Source organism: Streptomyces sp. NPDC088794, assembly GCF_044750545.1.
Lineage (GTDB): Bacteria > Actinomycetota > Actinomycetes > Streptomycetales > Streptomycetaceae > Streptomyces.
In genome coordinates this window covers 110461-131389 of the sequence record NZ_JBIVKB010000011.1, presented here as the reverse complement: position 1 = coordinate 131389, position 20929 = coordinate 110461, and the positions used below count along the sequence as shown (strand labels likewise).

Below are 20929 nucleotides of genomic sequence, written 5' to 3'. Positions count from 1 at the left end.
GAGGGCGGGTGACACCGGACACCCGGGGGCACAGTGGCCTCATGAGGACCGCGGACGCCGAGGTGGTCGACCTCGCCCAGGAGCTGATCCGCCGCCCGAGCCGCGGCGGCATCGACGACTACGGACCCGTCCTCGGCGTCCTGGAGGACTGGCTCGGCGCCCACGACCTGCCGTACCGGCGGCTCCACGACGACGGGCGGCCGGTCGCCCTGCTGGTGGAGGTCGCCGGTGCCCGGCCGGGGCCGTGGTGGGCACTGGACGCCTGCGTGGACACCGCCCCCTACGGCGACGAGAGCGCCTGGTCCTTCCCGCCGGACCGCGGGGACGTGGTGGACGGCTGGCTGCGGGGGCGGGGCGCGGCCGACTCCAAGCTGGCGGCGGCGCTGTTCTGCCGTATCGCCGCCGAAGTACGCGAACGAGCCGACGGTCTGCGCGGCGGCCTCGCCGTCCTGCTCGACGCCGACGAGCACACCGGCGGTTTCGGGGGCGCCCGCGCCTACCTCGCGGACCCGACGGCGGAGCGTCCGGCCGGGGTGCTGATCGGCTATCCGGGGCCGGACGAGGTCGTGGTCGGCGGACGCGGGCTGTGGCGGGCCACGATCACCGTGCACGCGGACTCCGGCCACTCCGGGTCGAGGCGTACGACGCCGGGTGCGGTCTCTCGGGCGGCGCGGTTGGTGCGACTCCTGGAGGAGGCCGAACTGCCCGGCGTCAAGGGCGAGTTCCCGCTTCCGCCGAAGCTGACGGTGACCTTCTGCCACGGGGGCGAGGGCTTCTCGGTGGTGCCGGGCGCCTGTGAGCTGGGCGTCGATGTGCGCACGACGCCGGGGTTCGCCGCCGGCGCGGCCGAGGCGCTGGTCCGGCGCGCGGTGGCCGAGCTGGACGCGTCGGTGCCGACGCCGCGGCCGTCCGTGATCACGCCGGTGGCCGCCTGGCCGGCGTACCGACTGGGCGCGGACCAGCAACCCGCCGCCGCGCTGCTCGACGCGGCCGCGCGGGAAGGGCTGACGGTTCGGGCGAAGACTGCCGGACCATCGAACATCGGCAACCTGCTGGCCGGTGAGGGCATCCCGGCGACGGCCGGTTTCGGGGTGCGGTACGAGGGGCTGCACGGCGTCGACGAGCGGGCCCGCCTCGCGGACCTGCCCGTCGTGCACGCCGTCTACCGGCGTGCCGTGCTCGGCCTGCTCAAGGGATAGCGGATGTCCGGCCGGTCAGCGGCTCTCCAGCCGTACGTGCAGTTCGCGCTCCTGGTCCCCGGAGGCCGAGGCGAGGTCGCGGACCGTGAAGAGGGAGTCGAGGGTGGAGCGCAGTCGTTCGATCGCCCAGTAGCCGCCCTGGGCGTCGGCCTCGACGGAGGACGCGAGCCGGGCGGGCGGTGGGCAGGTGTGCTTGTCGGTGACCTCGAACGTGCCGAGCCACACCATCGGCCGGGTCTCGTGGAGCTGCTGCGGGGCCTCGTCGGCGCCCCGGTCGGACTCGAAGCACGTGGCGAGCGTGTCGAACACGATCCGGGCGTCCTCCTTGCTGCACCCGCTGATCTCGAGGGAGACGGGTTCCTCGTGCTGTCGCTCCCGGTCCATGTGATCGCTCCTCTCGTGAATGTGGCGCGGCACCGCGGGTTCCCCGCGAACCGCGCCACATCACCAGACAAGCACTCCCGTCCGCACCGGACCAGCGAGCGGATCGGCTCTTGTCGAGAGCGAGCGGCTCAGCTCTTGGTGAAGCGGTACGTCTTGCTGTCCGTCAGCACGCAGAAGCCCGGCGACACGACGATCACGCGCAGGGTGCCGGTACGGCGGTCGTAGTCGATGCCCTCGGCCTCGAAGGTGCCGGAGCAGCCGCTGCGCAGCGGGAGCTGGCGCAGGGCCGTGACGTGGCCGGAGACGTCCCCGCTGCCGCTGGGCTGGGCGGAGAGGTCGACCTGGAGGAGCGGCTTGGTGATGCCGAACAGCGTGCCCGCCGGGTCGTCGGAGGAGCACAGAAGCGTGGTCGCGCCGGAGAAGTCGCAGCCCTGCACGTCACGCACGGGGTGGTCGAGGTTGACGACGGAGACCTGCGGGAGGTTCGCCGAGGGCGAGGTGCTCGCGTTGACGCCGGGCGTCGGGAAGACCAGGAAGCGGCTCATGGTGCCGTACTCGCCGGACAGCATCCACTGGCCGTCGGGCGAGATCGCGACCCAGGAGTTGTTGAGGGCCTCGCCGGGGCTGAGCGTGTGCACGTACTCCGACCAGGCCCCGCCCGGTGCCTGCACGCGGTACATCTTCGCGGTGCCCGAGTCGGCCTGGTACGGCTCGACGTAGTAGCCGTTGTAGGAGGCGTCGGGGTCGCCGACGTGGTTCCAGCCGCGGACGCTGACGCCGACGGGGATGGTGCCGATGCCCGTGTAGCGGTTGGCACTGTTCGCCGGGACCTCCACGGAGGTCAGACCCTGGCTCTCGGTCAGCGGGTCGGCCCGGTCGGAGCCCACCTCGGTCCAGGTGTCGGCGGCCGACGCGGGCGGGGCGGCGGACAGGACGGCCGCGGTGGCCAGGGCGAGCAGGGCGGTGAGCGTCGCGTGGCAACGTCTCCGGGCGCGCAGGGGCATAGGGAGTGCTCCTCCGTGGGGGGCGGAAACAGATCGCCGGACAGTCTGTCGGGCCGACGTAGGCATGTACAGACCAATAGGAGAACAGCGGCCGTCCAGTCGGCGACAGCCCCTCGCGGGTACTGTCGTCACGGCTTCACCGGACGTCCGTGGCCGTGTTGAGAGATGGTGGAGGAGAGCGGCCAAAGCGTCACAGAGACGGTTGAGCGCGGTAGAACAGGGGTGTCGGCACGGGGGACGGCGTGCCGCGTCGAAGGGGCGAAGGCGGTGCGTGGAATGAGAGCACCTGGGATTCCACCGGCCGGGAGCGACGGGTCGGTAGGACCGAGCGGGCTGCTCGACGTGCTGCGCGTGGCCTCGGTGGTGCTGGACGCCAAGGGCCACATCGTGCTGTGGAGCCCCCTGGCGGAGGAGCTGTTCGGCTACTCCGCGGACGAGGCGCTCGGGAAGTACGCGGCCCGGATCATGGTCGACGAGCAGCATCTCGACCTGGTCGTCAAGCTGTTCGCCGACGTCATGCTCACGGGGCAGAGCTGGGCCGGTGCCTTCCCCATCCGGCGCAAGGACGGCAGCACGCGGCTCGTGGAGTTCCGCAACATGCGGCTCCTTGACGAACAGGGCGACATCTTCGCGCTCGGCCTGTGCGCCGACCAGTCGACGGTACGGCGCCTTGAGCGGGACGTGGCGCTGTCCACCCGGCTGGTCGCGCAGTCGCCGGTCGGCCTCGCCGTCCTGGACACCGATCTGCGGTACGTCTCGGTCAATCCGGCGCTGGAACGGATCAACGGCATTCCGGCCGCGGAGCACATCGGCCGCACCTTCCGCGAGGTGCTGCCGCATCTGGACGTCGAGGCGATCGAGTCCGCGGCCCGGCGGGTGCTGGAGACCGGCTGCCCGATCGTCGACCGCCAGACCGTCGGCCGTACGCCGGCCGATCCGGACGACGAGCACGTCTGGACGATCTCGCTCTACCGCCTGGAGGACGCGGTCGGCACGGTCATCGGCGTCGCCGGATCGGTCGTGGACATCACCGAGCAGCACCGCGCGGGCGTCGAGGCCGAGGCCGCGCGCCGGCGGCTGGCGCTCATCGCGGACGCCTCCGCGCGCATCGGCACCACCCTCGAACTGGACCGCACCGCCTGCGAACTGGCCGACGTGGCAGTGCCCGAACTCGCCGACATCGCGGCCGTCGACCTGCTGGAGGCGGTGGTCGACGGCCGGCGCAGCAGCCTGGGCCCCGCCGAGCATGCGGTGATCCGGGCGCTGGCCGTGCAGGCGGAGGACGCGCCCGAGGCGCTGCGGGCGGCCGACCCGCCGGGGCAGGTGGCCCGGTACGGCCCCGACCGCCTGGTCACCGAGTGCGTCCGGACGGGCGCCCCGGTGCTGGTGGCGCGGGTCGGGGCGGACGACCTGCCGCGGATCGCCCGCTCCCCCGAGGCCGCCGAACTGCTGTCCCGGGCGGGCGTGCACTCCTATCTCGCGGTGCCGCTGATCGCGCGGGGCGAGGTGCTCGGCGCCCTGGACCTCAAGCGCACCCGCAATCCGCTGCCGTTCAGCGACGACGACCTGCTGCTCGCGCGGGAACTGGCGGCGCGGGCGGCGGTGCAGATCGACAACGCCCGCTGGTACCAGAACGCCCGCGACACCGCCCTGACCCTTCAGCGCAGCCTGCTGCCCAGCCACCCACCGGTGATCGGCGGCCTGGAGGTCGCCTCCCGGTACCAGCCCGCCGGCGCCACCACCGAGGTCGGCGGCGACTGGTTCGACGTCATCCCGCTGGACGGCCGCAAGACCGCGCTGGTGGTCGGCGACGTGATGGGCAGCGGCATCAACGCCGCCGCGACCATGGGCCGGCTGCGCACCGCGACGACCACACTGGCCTCCCTGGACCTGGACCCGGCCCGGCTCCTGGACCACCTCGACCGCATCACACAGGACCTCGACCACTCCATCGCGACCTGTGTGTACGCCGTCCACGACCCGGAGCTGCGGCAGTGCCGGATCGCCAACGCGGGGCATCTGCCACCGGTCCGGCTGCGCGAGGGGCGGCCCCCCGAGCTGCTCGACCTGCCCACTGGGGCGCCGCTGGGCGTGGGCGGGGTGGCCTTCTCCACGACCGAGATCGACCTCGAACCCGGCGACCGGCTCGTGTTCTACACCGACGGACTCGTGGAGACCCGCCAACATCCCCTGGACGAGCGTCTGGACGCGCTGCTGTCCTTGCTCGAGGGCCCCGACCGACCGTTGGAGGAGGTCTGCGACCTCCTGCTGCGCACGCTCCACCAGCCCGACAACTCCGACGACGTGGCACTGCTCATCGCGCGCGTGCAGAAACAGGACGGACGTGAGTGACCGCGGAGCCGTTCTCACAGCTCTTGATTACCTGCTCCTTATCGGGCGCATCCCACAATCACAGCTAGGCGTGGCACAGGGGTGCCGGGCCGATGGGAGCTTGCCGTGACGCACGAACCGGACCAGCAGCCCACCGCCGGGGGCGAGCCGCCCGAGCGGCCTTTCGGTGAGACATCCGACTGGGAAGTGATGACGGGCCCGGGCGGCGCCGAGCGCTCACCGGGTCCCACCTGGGACCGGGTCTGGCGGCACCGGTCCGGCCGGGCGCGGGCGGTGATCGCGGCAACTACCGTGGCGGTCCTGGCCGTCGGCGGCACGGTCGCCTTCGCGGCCACGTCCGGCGGCTCCGGCGAGAGTGCCTCGCCGGCGGCCGCGTCGGCCTCGGCCTCGGCGTCCCCGTCGCCGGACGGTCCCGGCGAGCGGCACGGCGGCGGCCGCTGGTTCGGGCTCGGCGGCATGGGCGCGCACGGCGAGGCGACCGTCAAGGACCAGGACACCGGCAAGTGGGTGGTACGGGTCTGGCAGCGCGGCACGGTCGAGAAGGTCGACGGCGACCAGGTGACCGTGAAGAGCGGCGACGGCGCCGCGTGGGTCTGGACGGTGCCCTCGGACGCCACCGTGTTCCACGACGGCGCCAAGGGCTCCGGCGCGGACGACCTCAAGAAGGGCGAGACCGCCTTCCTGGCCGGCACCCGCGCCGACGACGGCACCAGGACCGCGACCAACGCCCTCATGGGCACCTGGGACCACAAGGGCGGCCCGGACGGCGACCGGCGCGGGGGCCCGGACCGAGGCGGCCCGCACAGCTGGCTGCCGCCCTCCCCCTCCGCGCCGCCCTCCCCGTCGGACAGCGGCGCCACGACGTGACCCGTCCGGTCAGGCCCTGACGCCGATCACGACGTGGGCGTACAACTCCTCGCCCGTGGCGAGACGGGAGGTCAGGCCCGCCTCGCCACGGACGACGAGTGCCGCGTCGGCCTGGTGCTCGCCGGTCTCGACGAGCAGGCAGCCACCAGGGGCGCGGCCGTCGAAGACGCACGACCACAGGACCCGGTCCGTCAGCCCATGACGCCGATGACGACGTGCGCGTACAACTCCTCGTCCGTGGCGAGACGGGAGGTCAGGCCCGCCTCGCCACGGACGACGAGTGCCGCGTCGGCCTGGTGCTCGACCGCGTCGACGTACAGGCAAGCCACCAGGGGCGCGGCCGTCGAAGACGCACGACGACAGGACCCGGTCTGTCAGCCCATGACGCCGATCACGACGTGGGCGTACAACTCCTCGTCCGTGGCCAGGCGAGCCGTCAATGCGCCGCCGGCAAAAGCGGCGAGTGCCGCGTCGGCCTGGTGCTCGCCGGTCTCGACGAGTAGGCAGCCGCCGGGGGCGAGCCAGTCGGACGCCCCGGCGGCGACCCGGCGCAGCAGGTCGAGTCCGTCGGAGCCGCCGTCCAGCGCGGTGCGCGGTTCGTGGTCGCGGGCCTCGGCGGGCAGCAGGGCGATCTCGTCGGTGGGGACGTACGGGACGTTGGCGGCGAGGATGTCGACCCGGCCGCGCAGCGCGGCGGGGAGGGCCTCGTACAGGTCGCCGGTGTGCACGTGACCGCCGTACGCGGCGATGTTGCGGCGGGCGCAGCGCACGGCCGGGGGGTCGATGTCGGCGGCGTGCAGTTCCACGGCGCCGAGTGCGGCGGCCAGGGCGGCGCCGACCGCGCCGGAGCCGCAGCACAGGTCGACCACCACGGCCGCGTGCGGGTGCTGGGCCAGCGCCTGGTCGACGAGGAACTCGGTGCGGCGGCGGGGCACGAAGACGCCCGGTTCGACGGTGACGCGCAGTCCGTGGAAGCCGGCCCAGCCGAGGACCTGTTCGAGGGGCTCGCCGGCGATCCGGCGGTCGGTGAGGGCGGTGACCTCGTCCGGGGTGCGCGCGCCGGCGAGTATCAGCTCCGCCTCGTCCTCGGCGAAGACACAGCCGGCGGAACGCAGGGCGGTGACGACTGTGGACAGCAGAGCGGGGGAAGCGTGAGGGGGCATGAAAGCCGAGAGCCTTTCGGTGATCCGAAGGGCGCTCCCGCGGTCACCGGCGAGCGGTGATCCGTGTCGTCGCTACGAGGCGAGAGCACCCGACCTGAACAGCGGTAATGGGTCTCACCTCCAAGGAACGGCGGCCGGGACGGACCCCGGCCGGACCCGCACACCCTACCCCAGCGTCGGGAACGGCCGAAGGGCGGCGGCCACCGGCCCAGTTGTACTGTGCAACCAGGTGAGCCAGTGAGGGAGGTCCCATGGACGCGGCCGAGGCCGTGGAGGTCATCCAGCGCGAGATGACGGCGTTCGCCCGCCGTGCCCGGGCCTCCGCCGGACGGATGCATCCCGAGCTGTCGCTGGTCTCGTACACGCTGCTCGGACATCTGGAGGAGAGCGGCGGCTGCCGGGCCACCGACCTGGCGGCGCACTACGCGCTGGACAAGTCCACGGTCAGCCGGCAGGTGTCCGCGCTGGAGCGGGCCGGGCTGATCGGGCGGCACCCGGACCCGGACGACCACCGGGTCCAGACGCTGCACCTGACGGACGCGGGCCGGGAGATCCTCGCCCAGGTCACCCGCAGCCGCCGCACCGCCTTCCGGGAACGGCTGGCGGACTGGCCGGAGGAGGACCTGAAGCGGTTCGCCGCCTATCTGGAGCGCTACAACGCGGGTACCGCCGCGGACTGACCCAGCGTCTGGGGCACCCGGACCCCGAGGAAGACGATCCTGCGGCGCAGTCGGAAGCCGAGGGCCTCGTACAGCCGGATGGCGGTGGTGTTCTGTGCTCCCGTGTGCAGGAAGGGCGTCTCGCCGCGCTCCCTGATGCCGTGGGCGACGGCGCGGATCAGCCGGGTCGCCAGGCCCTCGCCGCGGAAGGCGGGGTCGGTGCAGACGGCGCTGATCTCGGTCCAGCCGGGCGGGTGCAGCCGCTCCCCCGCCATGGCGATGAGCGCGCCGTCACGGCGGATCCCCAGGTAGGTGCCCATCTCTATGGTCCGCGGCAGGAAGGGTCCTGGCCTGGTCCGTTCGACCAGGTCGAGCATCTCGGGCACGTCGGCGGGGCCGAGCAGGACGGCCTCCGGTTCCGGCGCGGTGGCCAGGCCGTCGTCGACGAGCTGCACGCCGTCGATCCGGAAGGTGACCTCCCAGCTCTCCGGGACCTCGCCCCGGAAGCCCGGCAGCGCGATCTCGGCGCCGGGACCCGCGAGGGCCGCGACATCCGCCCAGTCCTCGGCGTCGGTGTCCTCGGGCAGCGCCAGCCACGGCGACACGTCGGCCGGGTAGCGCAGCACCCGCCCCTGCCGCTCGGCGAAGTGCGCGTGCGGGCCGGTCAGGGCGCCGAGGGCGGGGTTGTCGAGGACGTGGGCCGTGCCGGCGACGGTGTTCGGGCCACCGGCGCCCGAACCGGTCGGGCCGCTCGCGTCCGTACCGTTCATGTCGCTCATCCGGCGACCTCGACCACGATCTTGCCCCGGGCGTGGCCGTCCTCGACCGTGCGCAGCGCCTCACCGGCCTGTGCCAGCGGGAAGGTCTGTGTGACATGCGGATCCAGCTCGCCGGCCAGGACGAGCCGCGCGAGTTCGTCGAGGACGGCGGACGTACGGGCGCGTTCGACGCGGGAGCCGCCCAGGTCGGCCACGGTCTGGGGCGGGGCGCCCGCGGTGATCAGCTTGGACCGGTCGGTGAGCAGGGTGGCCGCCTCGGTGAGGACCGGGTCGCCGACCAGGTCGTACACCCCGTCCACGCCGTCCGGCGCGGCGGCGCGCACCCGCTTGGCGAAGCCGGGACCGGAGGGCACGTGCACGGCGCCGAGTGCCTCGACGAAGTCCTTCTTGCCCTCGCTCGCGAGGCCCACGGTCCGCAGGCCGAAGGCCCGGGCGATCTGCAGCGCCGCGGCTCCCACGCCGCCGCCCGCGCCGGTGACCAGCAGGGTCGCGCCCGCGGGCAGGTCGAGCTGGCGGACACCGTCGTACGCGGTGGCCGCGGCGATCGGCAGCGTGGCCGCGTCGGTGAAGCTCAGGTCGGCGGGCTTGCGCGCGGTGACCGCCGCGGGCAGCAGGGCGTACTCGGCGTATCCCCCGGCCACGGTGTTGCCGAAGACCTCGTCGCCGACGGCGAATCCGGTCACGCCCTCACCGGTCTCCTCGACGACACCGGAGACCTCGCCGCCGAGCACGACGGGGAAGGCCGTCTTCTCGCTCTCGCCTGGGCGGCGGTAGCCCCCGCGCAGCTTCCAGTCGACGGGGTTCACTCCGGCGGCGCGCACCGCCACCAGGATCTGGCCCGCACCCGGGCGGGGCCGCTCCACGTCGACGAGCGCCTCGGTATCCGGGCCGCCGTGCCGCGTGTAGACGTACGCCTTCGGCATTGCTCCCACTCTCCCTTCACGGTCACCGGTCCGGCGGTCGTCCGGGCCACCGGAACCGGCACGTCTCGTCCAAGGAAGATCGCCGGACGGCTATTCCCGGAGGCCGGGACACTTCACACAGCCTTAATGATCGCGGGGCGCCCGTGGTCGGGCCACACCTGACATGGACGTACGGTTGAACACGCAAGCACTCCGCACCCGCACCGCTGGATCCGTATGAACGTCACCCGAGGCTTCACCGGGCGCCCCCGCGTCCACAATCCGGGCCTGCCGCCGGGCCAGTACGACGCGGGCGACGACTGGCCCGTCCTGTCCGCCGAGGTCACGCCCGAGCTGACAGCCGCCGACTGGACGTTCCGGATCGACGGCCTGGTCGAGCGGCCGCACACCTGGGACTGGGAGCGGGCGCACACGCTGCCCGCGTCGGCGTACGCGGGTGACATCCACTGCGTGACGAGCTGGTCGAAGTTCGGGGTGCGGTTCGGGGGCGTGTCCCTGGACGCCTTCCTCGACGTGGTGCGTCCGCACGCGTCGGCCACCCATGCCGTCGCCTACTCGCACACGGGGTACACCGCCAACCTCCCGCTCGCGGACCTGACCGGCGGACGGGCCTGGATCGCGTTCGAGTACGAGGGTCAGCCGCTCGCCCCCGAACACGGCGGTCCTGCGCGGCTGTTGGTGCCGCACCTGTACTTCTGGAAGAGCGCCAAGTGGATCGCCGGCATCCGGCTCCTCGACCACGACGAACCGGGGTTCTGGGAACGGAACGGCTACCACGCGCGGGGTAACCCCTGGGCCGAGCAGCGGTACGCCGGTGACTGAGACCTCCGCGCCTTCGACGCGTCGTACGCCCTTCACGCCCGCGACGCGATTCGCCGTGCCCGGCCGGATCGCCGTCAGCGAGCAGGCCGCCGCCGACTGGCAGTCCGCCACGCTGACCGCGATCCGCCGCGAGACTCCGCGCGCCGCCACCTTCCGGTTCGCGGTGCCCGCCTGGACGGGACATCTGCCCGGCCAGCACCTGATGCTGCGGCTGACGGCCGCGGACGGCTACACGGCCCAGCGCCACTACTCGATCGCGTCCGCGCCCGACGACTCCGGGCACATCGAGCTGACCCTGGACCACGTCGAGGGCGGCGAGGTCTCGGGCTGGTTCCACACCGAGGCCAGGCCCGGCGACCGGGTCGAGGTGCGCGGCCCGGTGAGCGGCTTCTTCGCCTGGCCGGGCGACCGGCCCGCACTGCTGCTCGGCGCCGGCTCCGGGGTCGTACCGCTGATGTCGATGGTCCGGCACCACAGGGCGCAAGGCCTGTCGGTGCCGTTGCGACTGCTGGTGTCTGCACGCGACCCTGAACAGCTCATCTATGCGCGGGAGTTCGGCACCGAGACGACGCCGGTGTTCACGCGGGGCGCGCCGCGTGGTGTGCCGGTGGGGCGGCTGGCCGCCGCCCATGTGGCGCCGCTGCTGGCGGAGTTGCCGCCCGGTGGGTGGGAGGCCTACGTGTGCGGCTCGAACGCGTTCGCCGAGCATGCCTCGCGGCTGCTGGTCGCGGCCGGGCAGCCGGTGGACCGGATCCGGATCGAACGCTTCGGCTGACGCTTCTCGGCCGATTTTCCTTCAGTCAGCATCTACTTGGCGATTTCCGGCCGGTCCTGCACTGAACGTTGTGCGGACTTCGGGGTAACAGCATGCGTGTACGCACGCGTACACACAGGCGCTGCCGAGGGACGATGCGGACCGGACACGGTACGGCTCCTCCGGCTCAGGTCACGTCGAGGAGGTCGGCATGCGAACCCGGGTGCGCGGCTGGCGGTGGCGGCGCAATCCACTGCGCCGCCGGTCGGACGTCGTGGAGGCGTGGACGGCACTGGCGGTCGCGGTCCTGCTGTTCGTCGGCGCCCCGCTCGCGGGAGCGCTCGTGGGCTGGTGGGCGCACGACGAGGCACGGTCGGTCGCGGCGGCCCAGCGGGCCGAGCGCCGACAGGTACGGGCCGAGGTGGTGGGGAAGACGCCCGTCACGCTGCCCACGACGCAGAGCAGGCGGGAGCACCCGTACCGCGTGGACGTGCGCTGGACCGATCCCGTCACCGGAGTCCACACGGCCACGGCCCGGGTCCCGTCGGGCACGCGGCACGGGGACACCGTCAAGGTGTGGTTCGACTCGGAGGGCCGGGCCGTCGCCCCACCGCCGGGCGTGAGCGAGATCTGGCAGCACACCGTGAGCCTCGGCATCTGCGCGGCGGGCGGCACACTGGCCCTGACGCTGCTCGGCGGGACCTTGATTCGTCATACGGCCCACCGCAACCGCCTGCTGGAGTGGGAACGGGAGTGGGCACGCACCGAGCCGGAGTGGACGCGGCGCGGGGTGTAGACGCCCCCGGCGACGGAGCCACCGCCTCAGCCGACCCCTTGCATCCGCCGCGCGATCCGCCCGTGGTCCCGCAGCGCGTCCGCCAGCCCCGGCAGCACCGGTTCGCCCCGGTCGACCAGGACCCGGCCCCCGACCACCGTCGTCCACGCCCTTGCCGGTCCGCAGCGCAGCCACGCCTCGACGGGATCGCTCAACGCGCCGGCCAGGGCGACCTCGTGCAGGTCCCAGACGACCAGGTCGGCACACGCGCCCGGCCGAAGATGCCCCAACTCGTCGGCGCGGCCGAGGCATCGCGCCGAACCGCGGGTCGCGAGGTCGAGGGCGTCGCGCGCGGTCATGGCGCCTGGACCGCCCCGATAGCGGCCCAGGAGCAGGGCGTTGCGGGTCTCCATCCAGAGCGAGGCGTGGTCGGTGGAGGCGGAGCCGTCGCAGCCGATGCCGACCGGCAGCCCGAGGTCCCGCATCTCCTTCACGCGCGCGGTGCCGCCGCCGATCAGCATGTTGGAGCTCGGGCAGTGCGCCACGCCGACGCCCAGGGCGCCGAGCCTGCGCAGTTCGTCGTCGTTCGGGTAGATGCAGTGCGCGACCCAGGTGCGGTCGGTCATCCAGCCGGTGTCCTCGAAGTACTCGACGGGACGGCAGCCGTAGGTCTCCAGGCAGTACGTGTCCTCGTCGCGGTCCTCGGCGAGGTGCGTGTGCAGGCGTACGTCGTGGCGCTCGGCGAGTTCGGCCGTCGCCGTCATCACCTCCTTGGTCACCGAGAACGGCGAACAGGGCGCGAGGGCGACCCTGATCAGCGCGCCTGGCCTCGGATCGTGGTGGGTCTTGATCAGCCGCTCGCTGTCGGCGAGCACCTCGTCCGTGGTCTGGGTGACACTCCTCGGCGGCAGTCCCCCGTCCTCGACGGAGCGGGTCATCGAGCCCCGGGTGGCGTGGAAGCGGAAGCCGATGTCGCGGGCGGCGCGGATCTCGGCGTCGACGAGGTTCGGGCGCGGGTGCACGTACAGGTGGTCGGAGGACGTGGTGCAGCCGCCCATCAGCAGCTCGGCCATGCCGACGTACGCGGACACGTAGGCGGCCTCCTCGTCGAGGGCGGCCCACAGCGGGTAGAGCGTGGTCAGCCAGTCGAAGAGGGTGCCGTTCACGGCGGGGGCGTAGGAGCGGGTGAGGTTCTGGTAGATGTGGTGATGCGTGTTGACCAGCCCCGGTGTGACCAGCCGGCCGGCGGCGGAGACGGTCGCACGGGCCTCGGGTTCGCTGCCCGCGGTGCCCACGGCGGTGACCCGGCCGCCCGTGACGGCCGCCCAGCCGCCCGGGATCTCCCGCTCCCCGTCCACGAGCAGCAGTCCGGCGTCCTTGACCAGCAGATCCACGGCTGACGTCATGGCGCCATCGTAGACAGGGGGTACGACAAAGGCCTGGCGAGTCCTCCGAGGTCACACGTACGGTGTGATCATCCACGCTGTCCCTTCACAAAGGCGGTCCTGCATGGCCCTGTTCGACCTCCCCCTCGACGAGCTCCACGAGTACCGCAGCGCGTCCACCGAGCCCGACGACTTCGACGTGTTCTGGTCCAAGACCTTGCAGGAGGCCCGGGAACACGACCTGGACGCCCGGTGCGAACCGGTCGACACGGGCCTGTCCACGGTCCAGGTGTACGACGTGACGTTCGCCGGCTTCGGCGGGCACCCGGTGAAGGGCTGGCTGCGGCTGCCCGCCGGAGCGACCGAACCGCTGCCGCTGGTCGTGGAGTTCATCGGCTACGGAGGCGGGCGCGGGCTGCCGCACGAGAACCTGCTGTGGGCGTCGACGGGCCGGGCGCACTTCGTGATGGACACTCGTGGCCAGGGCAGCGCCTGGGGCGGCGGGGGCGGCACCCCGGACCCGGTGGGCGGCGCGCCCGCGTACCCCGGCTTCATGACGCGGGGCATCGACGCGCCCGAGAACTACTACTACCGCCGGGTGTTCACCGACGCCGTGCGGGCCGTGGAGGCCGCCCGCTCGCACCCGCTGACCGACGCCTCACGTACCACGGTTCTCGGCGCGAGCCAGGGCGGCGGGATCACGATCGCCGTCGGCGGGCTGGTCCCGGACCTGGTCGCGATCGCGCCGGACGTGCCGTTCCTGTGCGACTACCCGCGCGCGGCGACCCTGACGGACCGTCACCCCTACCGCGAGATCGGCCTGTTCCTCAAGACCCACCGCGGCCGCAGCGAGGACGCCCTGCGCACGCTCTCCTACTTCGACGCCGTCCACTTCGCCGCCCGCGGCAGCGCGCCGGCCCTGTTCTCGGCCGCACTTGAGGACCAGACCTGCCCGCCCTCCACCGTGTTCGCGGCCTTCAACGCCTGGGCGCACGAGGACAAGGCGATCGAGGTGTACGACTTCAACGACCATGAGGGCGGCGGCCCCTACCAGGAGGCGACGAAGCTGCGCTGGCTGCGGTCGTTCGGCTGAGCGGCGGCTTTCGCCACGCCGAGAGGTTGTCGTCGCGTCACTCTTCCGTCCAGTCCGACCAGTCGGTACGTTCGGCTTCGCCCGGGTCGCAGCGTCGCGGTCCGGGGCTGCGCGGACGACGGAGGTCCCCATGGCGGAGCGCGAACCCACGGTGCACGGCGACTGCGACGAGCGGTTCGCGGCGGTGCGGACGGCCTTCGAGGAGAACTTCCGCGACCGGGACGAACTCGGCGCCGCCGTCACGGTCACCGTCGGCGGCGAGGTCGTGGTGGACCTGTGGGGCGGGTGGGCCGACGGGGCGCGCACGCGGCCCTGGGAGCGGGACACCCTGGTCAACGTGTGGTCGACGTCGAAGGGTCCGGTCGCGCTGTGCGCGCACATCCTCGCCGACCGGGGCCTGCTCGACCTCGACGCTCCGGTGGCCGCGTACTGGCCCGAGTTCGCCGCGGCGGGCAAGGAGAACGTCCTCGTACGGCATCTGCTGTCCCACCGCGCGGGGCTGGCCGGACTGTGTGAGCCGCACTCGCTGGAGCAGCTCTACGACTGGGAGTTCACCACGCGGCGGCTCGCGGCGACGGAGCCGTGGTGGGAGCCGGGCACGGTGTCCGGGTACCACGCGCTGACGTACGGCTTCCTGGTCGGTGAGGTGGTGCGCCGGGTCTCGGGGCTGCTGCCGGGGGCGTTCCTGGAGCGGGAGGTGACCGGGCCGCTCGGTGTCGACTTCACGATCGGGCTGCCGGAGAAGGAGGCCGGCCGGGCCGCCGAGCTGATGCATCCGCCGGTCGCGTCGGCGAGCGAACAGGCCGCGATCTTCAGCCAGTTGACGCCCGTGGCGATCGCGGCGCTGACCAACCCCCTGGCGGGCGCGACCGAGGCCAACTCGCCCGAGTGGCGGGCGGCCGAGATCCCGGCCGCCAACGGCCACGGCACGGCACGGGCCGTCGCCACGCTCTACGGGGTGCTCGCGGGCCGGGGCTCGTACGGCGGCCACCGGGTGCTGTCCGCCGAGGCGGCCGAGCGGGTCCGGGAGGGGCAGGGCAGTTGCCGCGATCTGGTGCTCGGTGCCGGGTTCGAGCACGAGACGGAGGTCGCGCTCGGGCTGTGGCTGAGCGGCCCGAACGGCTCCTACGGACCCAACCCGCGCGCTTTCGGACACGACGGCTTCGGTGGTTCCTGCGGACTTGCCGACCCGGACGCGGGGGTATCGCTCGGCTACGTCATGAACCGCATGGGGCCTCATATCGCGGACGACCCACGGAAGATGGCACTGGTGGACGCCCTGTACAGCGCCCTCTGAACGGTGATCCGCGCGGGCTTGTTTCGGCCGAACCGGCCGACCGCCCTTCCCTGCTGGTTTAGACCAATGCTAGACCTTGTGGCGCAATGAGCCCGCACGGCTACGGAACGTCACCAACAGGAGGCGCGGCATGGCCCGCACCGATCACCCGGTCTCCGAAACACAGCCGCTGTACTGGCGCGTCGCGACGGAGCTGCTCGAAGAGCTGCGCAACGGGCCACCCGGCGGGCGGCTGCCCAGCGAGCGGCGGCTGGCCGAGCGCTTCGGCGTCAGCAGGGAGACCGTGCGGCAGGCCCTGGAGGTGCTGCGCCGGGACGGGCTGGTCGCCACCGACCGGCGCGGCAGTCACACCACGCTGCCGGGGCTGCCGGTCGAGACGCCGGCCGCGCTGACGTTCCCGGTCGGTGCCCGGGCCGCGGAGCCGGGCGCCGACCGGACCTCGGTCACCTGGGAGACTCCCCCGCCCGCGCACGCCGAGGCGTTGGGGCTCGCCCCGCACCGGCCCACCCTGGTGCACCGCTACGAGTCCGCGGACGCGGACGGCCGCGGCCGGCGTACGGCGGTGACGTCATTCTCCGCGGTCGCGCTCTCGGAGGTCGAGGAGCTGGGCCGCTACCGCGACCGTGCCGACGGCGCCGCGTCGGCCCAACTCCGGCGTACCTACGACTGGATGCGCAAGGCGGGCCTGACCCTGCACCACCGGGACTCCATCACCCGGCTCGCGGACGCGCCCTCGGTCCTGGTCACCCGGCGCGTGCACGATCAGTACGCCCGCCCCCTGGAGATCACCGACCTCCTCGTGGACGCCCAACAGGACGCCCTGGTCTACGAGTTCACCCTTCCCGCGGCGGGCTGACCGGTAGCGGACGGCGGCGGGAGAGGCGGGTCATGGCAGCTCGTCCGGGAGCTCGAAGCGCAGTCCCGGCACCCGGTCCCAGCCGGCCACCCGCATCACCCGCCGCACGTGCGGGGCGACGCCGGTCAGCACGAGGGTGCCGTCGGACGCGTACAGGCCCAGCGCAGTGAAGACCAGCAGGCGCAGCGCGCCCACGTCGATGAAGTGCAGTTCGCGCAGGTCGAGTCGGATGCACGCGCCTCCGGCCGTGCGGGCGCGGGCGCGGGCCGTCTCGGCGTGCAGGGCACGGGCGACGGCGGTGACGTTGGTCTCGTCGACCTCTCCGGCGAGGGCGAGGCCCGGGGGTGCGAAAGTGCGGGTGATCGTAAGGAGTTCGTCGCGCCACACGGCGTCGGCGCCGACCCGGCCGTGATGCAGTCCGGCGATCGGCACCAGCTCGGCCTCGTCGAACAGCCGGCGGTCGTACTGGCAGATGCCGAGCACCGGCAGCGAGGCGAACACGGGGTCCAGCAGCAACTCGCTGTCGTGCAGGGTCTTCAGGCCCTTCCCGGCCTGGGCACGCAGCACCTCGGTGCACACGCGCAGCCCGAGGAAGCCGTCGCCGACCGCGCGACGCGCCTCACGGCGGATCGCCTCGTCGAGGTCCCACAGCCCCTCCGGGACGGCCAGTTGGGGGTCGACGCAGAGCCGGCCGGTGGCGATCTCCTCGTCCACCCGGCAACCGTGCGCCTCCAGGAAGGACAGGGCGACGCCGGCGGGGATGTCGGCGGGTGGCAGGACGAGCCCTCGATGGCCGCTGGCCAGGCCGTCGAGAAGGAAGGCGGCGAGTACGGTGTCGCGCTCCTCGTCCGTGTCGTAACCCAGGAGCAGATGGTCTCCCTGGCGCATCTGTCCCACGGTTCTCAGGGCCGGTACGACGGTCATCCCCACACCTCCCTCGGTGGGCGGACCGCTTCCACGCTACGCCGGGATCAGGCCTTCCGTGAGGGGTTATGGTGTCGGCGTTCGGCTGGGTGAGGGGGGACCATGGCGGCCTCGGTGCAGGGCGGCAGGACCGGCAACCTTCCCGCCGAGGCGAACGCGTTCATCGGCCGTCGGGGTGAACTCGCCGAGATCGCGGGGCTGTTGGGGAGCACGCGGCTGGTGACACTGACGGGACCGGGCGGGGTGGGCAAGTCGCGGCTTGCGCTGCGGGCCGCGCATGCGGCGCGGGCCGGCTTCCCGGGCGGGGTGTGGCTGGTGGAGCTGTCCGAGCTGCGGGACCCGGACCTGCTGACCAATGCCGTGGCCCAGGCCACCCGACTGACCGAGCAGACCCTGCGCCCGCTCCTCGAAGCGGTCGCGGAACAGCTCACGGGCGCGCCGTTGCTGCTCGTCCTCGACACCTGCGAGCACGTACTGGAGGAGTGTGCGCGGGTGGTAAACGAACTCCTTGCGAGCGTGCCGGAGTTGCGGGTGCTGGCCACCAGTCGTCAGCCGCTGGGGCTGCCCGGGGAGCAGTTGCTGGCGGTGGCTCCGTTGCCGCTCGGTGAGCGGGACGACGCGGTGGCGCTGTTCGCGGCCCGGGCGGCGGCCGCGGTCCCGTCGTTCGCGCTCACCGAGGCCAACCGGGCGGGCGTGGCCGCGGTCTGCGCCCGCCTGGACGGGATACCGCTGGCCCTGGAACTGGCCGCGGTGCGGCTGCGCGGCTTTCCGCTAGACCGTCTGCTGGAGGGCCTGGACTCCCGGTTCGACCTGCTCGTCTCGCCCGCGCGGCCACGGCTGGCCCGGCATCAGACACTGCGCACCGCGATCGGCTGGAGCCATGAACTGTGCACCCCGCTGGAGCGGTTGCTGTGGGCGCGGCTGTCGGTGTTCGCCGGTGGCTGGGACGTCGAGGCGGCCGAATTCGTGTGCCACGGCGGCCCGTTGGACGCCGAGGAGATCCTCGCCCTGCTGGCCTCGCTCACCGAGAAGTCCATCGTCACGCGGGACGGCGAGGCGGTGGGCACGCGCTACCGGATGCTGGACACGGTCCGCTCGTTCGGCGCCGAGTGGCTGACCGGCCTGGGCGAACAGGACGCGGTGCGGCGCAGACACCGGGACTACTTCCGGTGGATCGCCCGGCAGGGCGAGGCGGAGTGGCTCGGGCCCGGCCAGCGGATGTGGGCCGAGCGGCTGACCTCGGAACACGCCAATCTGCGGCTCGCGGTGGAGGAGTGCCTGACCGCGCCGGAACCCGAGACGGCGCTCGAACTCACCGGCTCCCTCTGGTTCTTCTGGTTCGCCTGCGGCTTCACCGAGGAGGGCCGCGGCTATTTGGAGCGGGCGCTGGACCGCGCGCCCGAGTCCGGCGGGCCCGACCACACCCTCGCGGTCTGGGCGCACCGGCTGGTCACCGTCGTACCGGACGACCTGGAGGCCGCCGAGTCGGTGAGCGCCGCGTACGTCTGGCTCGCGGAGGAACGTCGACTGCCGGTGCCCGCGCTGCCGTTGACGGGGGCGAGCCTGGCCGTGCGGGGCGAGTCGGCGCGGTCGGCGGTGCTGTACGGGGCCGTCGGCCAGGCACCCGCGGGGGACGGCGGGGCCGAGTTCTTCCAGCTGCTGACGCTCGCCCTACAGGCGTATCTGCTGGCCGGCCAGGCCGCGTTCGAGCGGTGCGCGGCGGTCGCCGAGCGGTTGCGCGCGGACTGCGCCAAGCGCGGTGAGCTCTGGATGCGGGCGTGGGGCGACTTCTTCGTCGCACTGGCCGGGATCGGTCTCGGTCACGCGGACGAGGCGCTGCTGTCGGCGCGCGCGGCCCTGACCGCCAAGTGGCGCGTCCACGACCGGATCGGCGCCGCCGCGGTCGCCGACCTGCTGGTCGCCGCGCAGGCCACGCGGGGCGAGGCGGAACTGGCCGCGCGTCTGCTCGGCGTCAGCCGGCGCCTGTGGGTCACGGCGGGCCTGCCCCAGCTCGGCCGACCCGACCGGACGGTCTTCCACCGCGAGTACGAGCGCCGACTGCGTGCCGCCCTCGGCCATGCCCGGTTCGGCGAAGCGGTGCGCGAGGGCGGGGAGTTGACCCCGGAGGCGGGGGTCGCGCTGGCGCTGGGCGGGGTGCCGGTCGAGCTGGATCTCTGACGGGACTTGGACCGGAGCACCGACCGACCTCGGACCTGGCCCTCGACCGGCCTCCGGCCGGCGCTCCGCCTGGACTCCGGCGAGCGGGACCCCCTGCTGACCCGGACCTGTGACCGGCGCCGGACCTGGCCACTGGCCGGCCTCGGACCGGCATCCCGCCTGGACTCCGGCGCCCTGACCGCCCTGCCGACCGGCACCTCCGACCGGCCCCGGACCTGACCTCCGACCGACGCTCCACCCGGACTCCGGCGGACGGGACGCTCTACGGCAGCTTCCGGGCCGCCACCATCCGTACGCGGGGGCTGCCGTCGCTCCGTTCGCCGAACTCCGGGAGCGCGTGCAGGTCCACGGCGAATCCGGCGCGCTCCAGTTCCCGCCGTACCTCGCCGAGCCGGAAGGCGCGGTAGTACATGACGAACGGCGGGCGCCAGACGGCGTTGCGCACCCGCATCACGCCGTCGAACCCGAGCAGCATCCAGAACACCGGCGAGGTGGGCCGGGGCGGGGCCAGCACGGGGAACGCGAAGCAGCCGCCCGGCCGCAGCGCGGAGTGGACCTGCGCGAACAGACCCGGCAGCTCCGAGGGCAGGAAGTGCCCGAACGCCCCGAAGCTCACCACCACACCGAAGGAGCCGGCACGGAAGGGCAGCGCACGGGCGTCCGCGCGCACCCAGTTCACCTCCGGGACGCCGATGCCGTGCAGGTCCTTGCGCGCCACGTCCAGCATCCCACCGCTGAAGTCGACCCCGGTGATGCTCTGCCGGCACACCGACGCCAGCACCTCCATCCCCGCCCCCGTGCCGCAGCACAGGTCGAGTCCGGTGTCGTAGGAACCTGTCCGCTTCAGTGCCGCCGCGACCGCGTCCAGCACGGAGTCCGGGGTCCGGAACGGCGTGTGGTCGAACTTCGGGGCGAGCAGGTCGTACCCGCGTTCGACGGAGGACAGCGCCTGGACGGCGAGTTCACGGAGGCTGGGTCCCTCGGGGCTGAACATGCGGATCAGCCTAGGTGAACGGGCCGCGCCGGTGGACACCGCAACAACGGCTCATTACTCTCATCCACATCTACTCAACAAATTGACTATGAGGTGATCCGATGCGCGCGTTCCGCGAGGCGGTCGAGGCGGGCGACCTGGACGCCGTCGAGGCACTGCTGGCCGAGGACGTCGTCTTCACCAGCCCGGCGGTCTTCAAGCCGTACCCGGGCAAGGCGATCACCGCGGCGATCCTGCGCGCGGTCAGCCGGGTCTTCGAGGACTTCCGCTACGAGAACGAGCTCGCCGGCGCCGACGGCCGCGACCACGCCCTGGTCTTCGCGGCCCGGGTCGGCGACCGGGAGCTGACCGGCTGCGACTTCATCCACGTCGACGAGAACGGCCTGATCGACGAACTCACGGTCATGGTGCGCCCGTTGTCGGGTGTGCAGGCCCTCGCGGCCGCCATGGGCGCCCAGTTCGAGCAGATCGCCAAGGAGGCGGAGGCGCGGTCCGTCTGAACGGCCGCGCCTCCGCCCGCC

General features: G+C 73.1%; 21 protein-coding genes and 1 pseudogene. 12 read left to right on the top strand and 10 right to left on the bottom strand.

The genetic code is table 11. The features are described 5' to 3' along the window. The first annotated feature begins 41 nt into the window (after positions 1 to 41). Positions 42 to 1199, top strand: coding sequence for a M20 family metallopeptidase (locus tag ACIP6U_RS28545; protein ID WP_401723394.1), 1158 nt, complete (start codon positions 42 to 44; stop codon positions 1197 to 1199). Between the two features lie 15 nt (positions 1200 to 1214). Here the strand turns inward: ACIP6U_RS28545 and ACIP6U_RS28540 are convergent, their stop codons facing one another. Both ACIP6U_RS28540 and ACIP6U_RS28535 read right to left on the bottom strand, forming a co-directional pair. After that, positions 1215 to 1583: a hypothetical protein gene (locus tag ACIP6U_RS28540; protein ID WP_401723392.1), complete on the bottom strand. Its 369-nt coding sequence runs from the start codon at positions 1581 to 1583 to the stop codon at positions 1215 to 1217. Positions 1584 to 1711: 128 nt separating this feature from the next. Beyond that, positions 1712 to 2587 (bottom strand): hypothetical protein, encoded by an 876-nt coding sequence (locus ACIP6U_RS28535; RefSeq protein WP_401723389.1) that lies wholly within the window; start codon positions 2585 to 2587, stop codon positions 1712 to 1714. A gap of 276 nt (positions 2588 to 2863) precedes the next feature. Between ACIP6U_RS28535 and ACIP6U_RS28530 the strand changes: the two genes are divergently transcribed. Further along, on the top strand, positions 2864 to 4939 hold the full coding sequence (locus tag ACIP6U_RS28530; RefSeq protein ID WP_401723386.1) for a SpoIIE family protein phosphatase: 2076 nt from the start codon (positions 2864 to 2866) through the stop codon (positions 4937 to 4939). Between the two features lie 105 nt (positions 4940 to 5044). Then, positions 5045 to 5806, top strand: coding sequence for a hypothetical protein (locus tag ACIP6U_RS28525; RefSeq protein WP_401723383.1), 762 nt, complete (start codon positions 5045 to 5047; stop codon positions 5804 to 5806). Between the two features lie 9 nt (positions 5807 to 5815). On the opposite strand, the pseudogene ACIP6U_RS28520 reads toward ACIP6U_RS28525, so the two are convergent. The 3 genes and pseudogenes from ACIP6U_RS28520 to ACIP6U_RS28510 form a co-directional block, all read right to left on the bottom strand. Beyond that, positions 5816 to 5959, bottom strand: a pseudogene (locus ACIP6U_RS28520) (putative protein N(5)-glutamine methyltransferase); the annotation flags it as partial. A gap of 38 nt (positions 5960 to 5997) precedes the next feature. Beyond that, entirely contained in the window at positions 5998 to 6135 is a 138-nt protein-coding gene (locus ACIP6U_RS28515) for a hypothetical protein (protein ID WP_401723915.1), read from the bottom strand. Positions 6136 to 6180: 45 nt separating this feature from the next. Continuing rightward, complete coding sequence (locus ACIP6U_RS28510) at positions 6181 to 6969, bottom strand: putative protein N(5)-glutamine methyltransferase (protein ID WP_401723381.1); 789 nt, start codon at positions 6967 to 6969, stop codon at positions 6181 to 6183. A 251-nt stretch (positions 6970 to 7220) separates the two neighbouring features. Between ACIP6U_RS28510 and ACIP6U_RS28505 the strand changes: the two genes are divergently transcribed. Then, a complete protein-coding gene (locus ACIP6U_RS28505) occupies positions 7221 to 7649 on the top strand; it encodes a MarR family winged helix-turn-helix transcriptional regulator (protein ID WP_401723379.1) in 429 nt (142 codons plus the stop codon). Here the strand turns inward: ACIP6U_RS28505 and ACIP6U_RS28500 are convergent. Beyond that, complete coding sequence (locus ACIP6U_RS28500; RefSeq protein WP_401723882.1) at positions 7622 to 8398, bottom strand: GNAT family N-acetyltransferase; 777 nt, start codon at positions 8396 to 8398, stop codon at positions 7622 to 7624. The genes ACIP6U_RS28505 and ACIP6U_RS28500 overlap by 28 nt on opposite strands. A 5-nt stretch (positions 8399 to 8403) precedes the next feature. Further along, positions 8404 to 9330, bottom strand: a complete 927-nt coding sequence (locus tag ACIP6U_RS28495) for an NADP-dependent oxidoreductase (RefSeq protein WP_401723376.1) — start codon at positions 9328 to 9330, stop codon at positions 8404 to 8406. Between the two features lie 216 nt (positions 9331 to 9546). Between ACIP6U_RS28495 and ACIP6U_RS28490 the strand changes: the two genes are divergently transcribed. The 3 genes from ACIP6U_RS28490 (at position 9547) to ACIP6U_RS28480 (ending at position 11702) form a co-directional block, all read left to right on the top strand. Then, complete coding sequence (locus tag ACIP6U_RS28490) at positions 9547 to 10152, top strand: sulfite oxidase-like oxidoreductase (RefSeq protein ID WP_401723374.1); 606 nt, start codon at positions 9547 to 9549, stop codon at positions 10150 to 10152. After that, positions 10145 to 10927, top strand: coding sequence for a ferredoxin reductase (locus ACIP6U_RS28485; RefSeq protein WP_401723371.1), 783 nt, complete (start codon positions 10145 to 10147; stop codon positions 10925 to 10927). The genes ACIP6U_RS28490 and ACIP6U_RS28485 overlap by 8 nt, the downstream gene beginning before the upstream one ends. Positions 10928 to 11117: 190 nt before the next feature. Beyond that, on the top strand, positions 11118 to 11702 hold the full coding sequence (locus ACIP6U_RS28480; protein WP_401723368.1) for a hypothetical protein: 585 nt from the start codon (positions 11118 to 11120) through the stop codon (positions 11700 to 11702). 26 nt (positions 11703 to 11728) lie between these two features. Here ACIP6U_RS28480 and ACIP6U_RS28475 read toward each other — a convergent pair whose 3' ends face one another. Further along, entirely contained in the window at positions 11729 to 13087 is a 1359-nt protein-coding gene (locus ACIP6U_RS28475; RefSeq protein ID WP_401723367.1) for an 8-oxoguanine deaminase, read from the bottom strand. 103 nt (positions 13088 to 13190) lie between these two features. On the opposite strand from ACIP6U_RS28475, the gene ACIP6U_RS28470 reads away from it, so the two are divergent. The 3 genes from ACIP6U_RS28470 to ACIP6U_RS28460 all read left to right on the top strand — a co-directional run bounded on the left by ACIP6U_RS28470 (position 13191) and on the right by ACIP6U_RS28460 (position 16312). Continuing rightward, positions 13191 to 14159 (top strand): acetylxylan esterase, encoded by a 969-nt coding sequence (locus ACIP6U_RS28470; protein WP_401723365.1) that lies wholly within the window; start codon positions 13191 to 13193, stop codon positions 14157 to 14159. Between the two features lie 130 nt (positions 14160 to 14289). Further along, positions 14290 to 15456, top strand: coding sequence for a serine hydrolase domain-containing protein (locus tag ACIP6U_RS28465; protein WP_401723362.1), 1167 nt, complete (start codon positions 14290 to 14292; stop codon positions 15454 to 15456). A gap of 130 nt (positions 15457 to 15586) precedes the next feature. Then, complete coding sequence (locus ACIP6U_RS28460; RefSeq protein ID WP_401723359.1) at positions 15587 to 16312, top strand: GntR family transcriptional regulator; 726 nt, start codon at positions 15587 to 15589, stop codon at positions 16310 to 16312. A 30-nt stretch (positions 16313 to 16342) separates the two neighbouring features. Here the strand turns inward: ACIP6U_RS28460 and ACIP6U_RS28455 are convergent, their stop codons facing one another. Further along, entirely contained in the window at positions 16343 to 17236 is an 894-nt protein-coding gene (locus ACIP6U_RS28455; protein WP_401723356.1) for an MEDS domain-containing protein, read from the bottom strand. A 102-nt stretch (positions 17237 to 17338) separates the two neighbouring features. Between ACIP6U_RS28455 and ACIP6U_RS28450 the strand changes: the two genes are divergently transcribed. Further along, positions 17339 to 19414: an ATP-binding protein gene (locus tag ACIP6U_RS28450; protein WP_401723354.1), complete on the top strand. Its 2076-nt coding sequence runs from the start codon at positions 17339 to 17341 to the stop codon at positions 19412 to 19414. A 262-nt stretch (positions 19415 to 19676) separates the two neighbouring features. Here the strand turns inward: ACIP6U_RS28450 and ACIP6U_RS28445 are convergent, their stop codons facing one another. Next, on the bottom strand, positions 19677 to 20408 hold the full coding sequence (locus ACIP6U_RS28445; RefSeq protein WP_401723351.1) for a class I SAM-dependent methyltransferase: 732 nt from the start codon (positions 20406 to 20408) through the stop codon (positions 19677 to 19679). A gap of 101 nt (positions 20409 to 20509) precedes the next feature. Between ACIP6U_RS28445 and ACIP6U_RS28440 the strand changes: the two genes are divergently transcribed. Continuing rightward, positions 20510 to 20908, top strand: a complete 399-nt coding sequence (locus ACIP6U_RS28440) for a nuclear transport factor 2 family protein (protein WP_401723349.1) — start codon at positions 20510 to 20512, stop codon at positions 20906 to 20908. Positions 20909 to 20929: the final 21 nt, after the last annotated feature.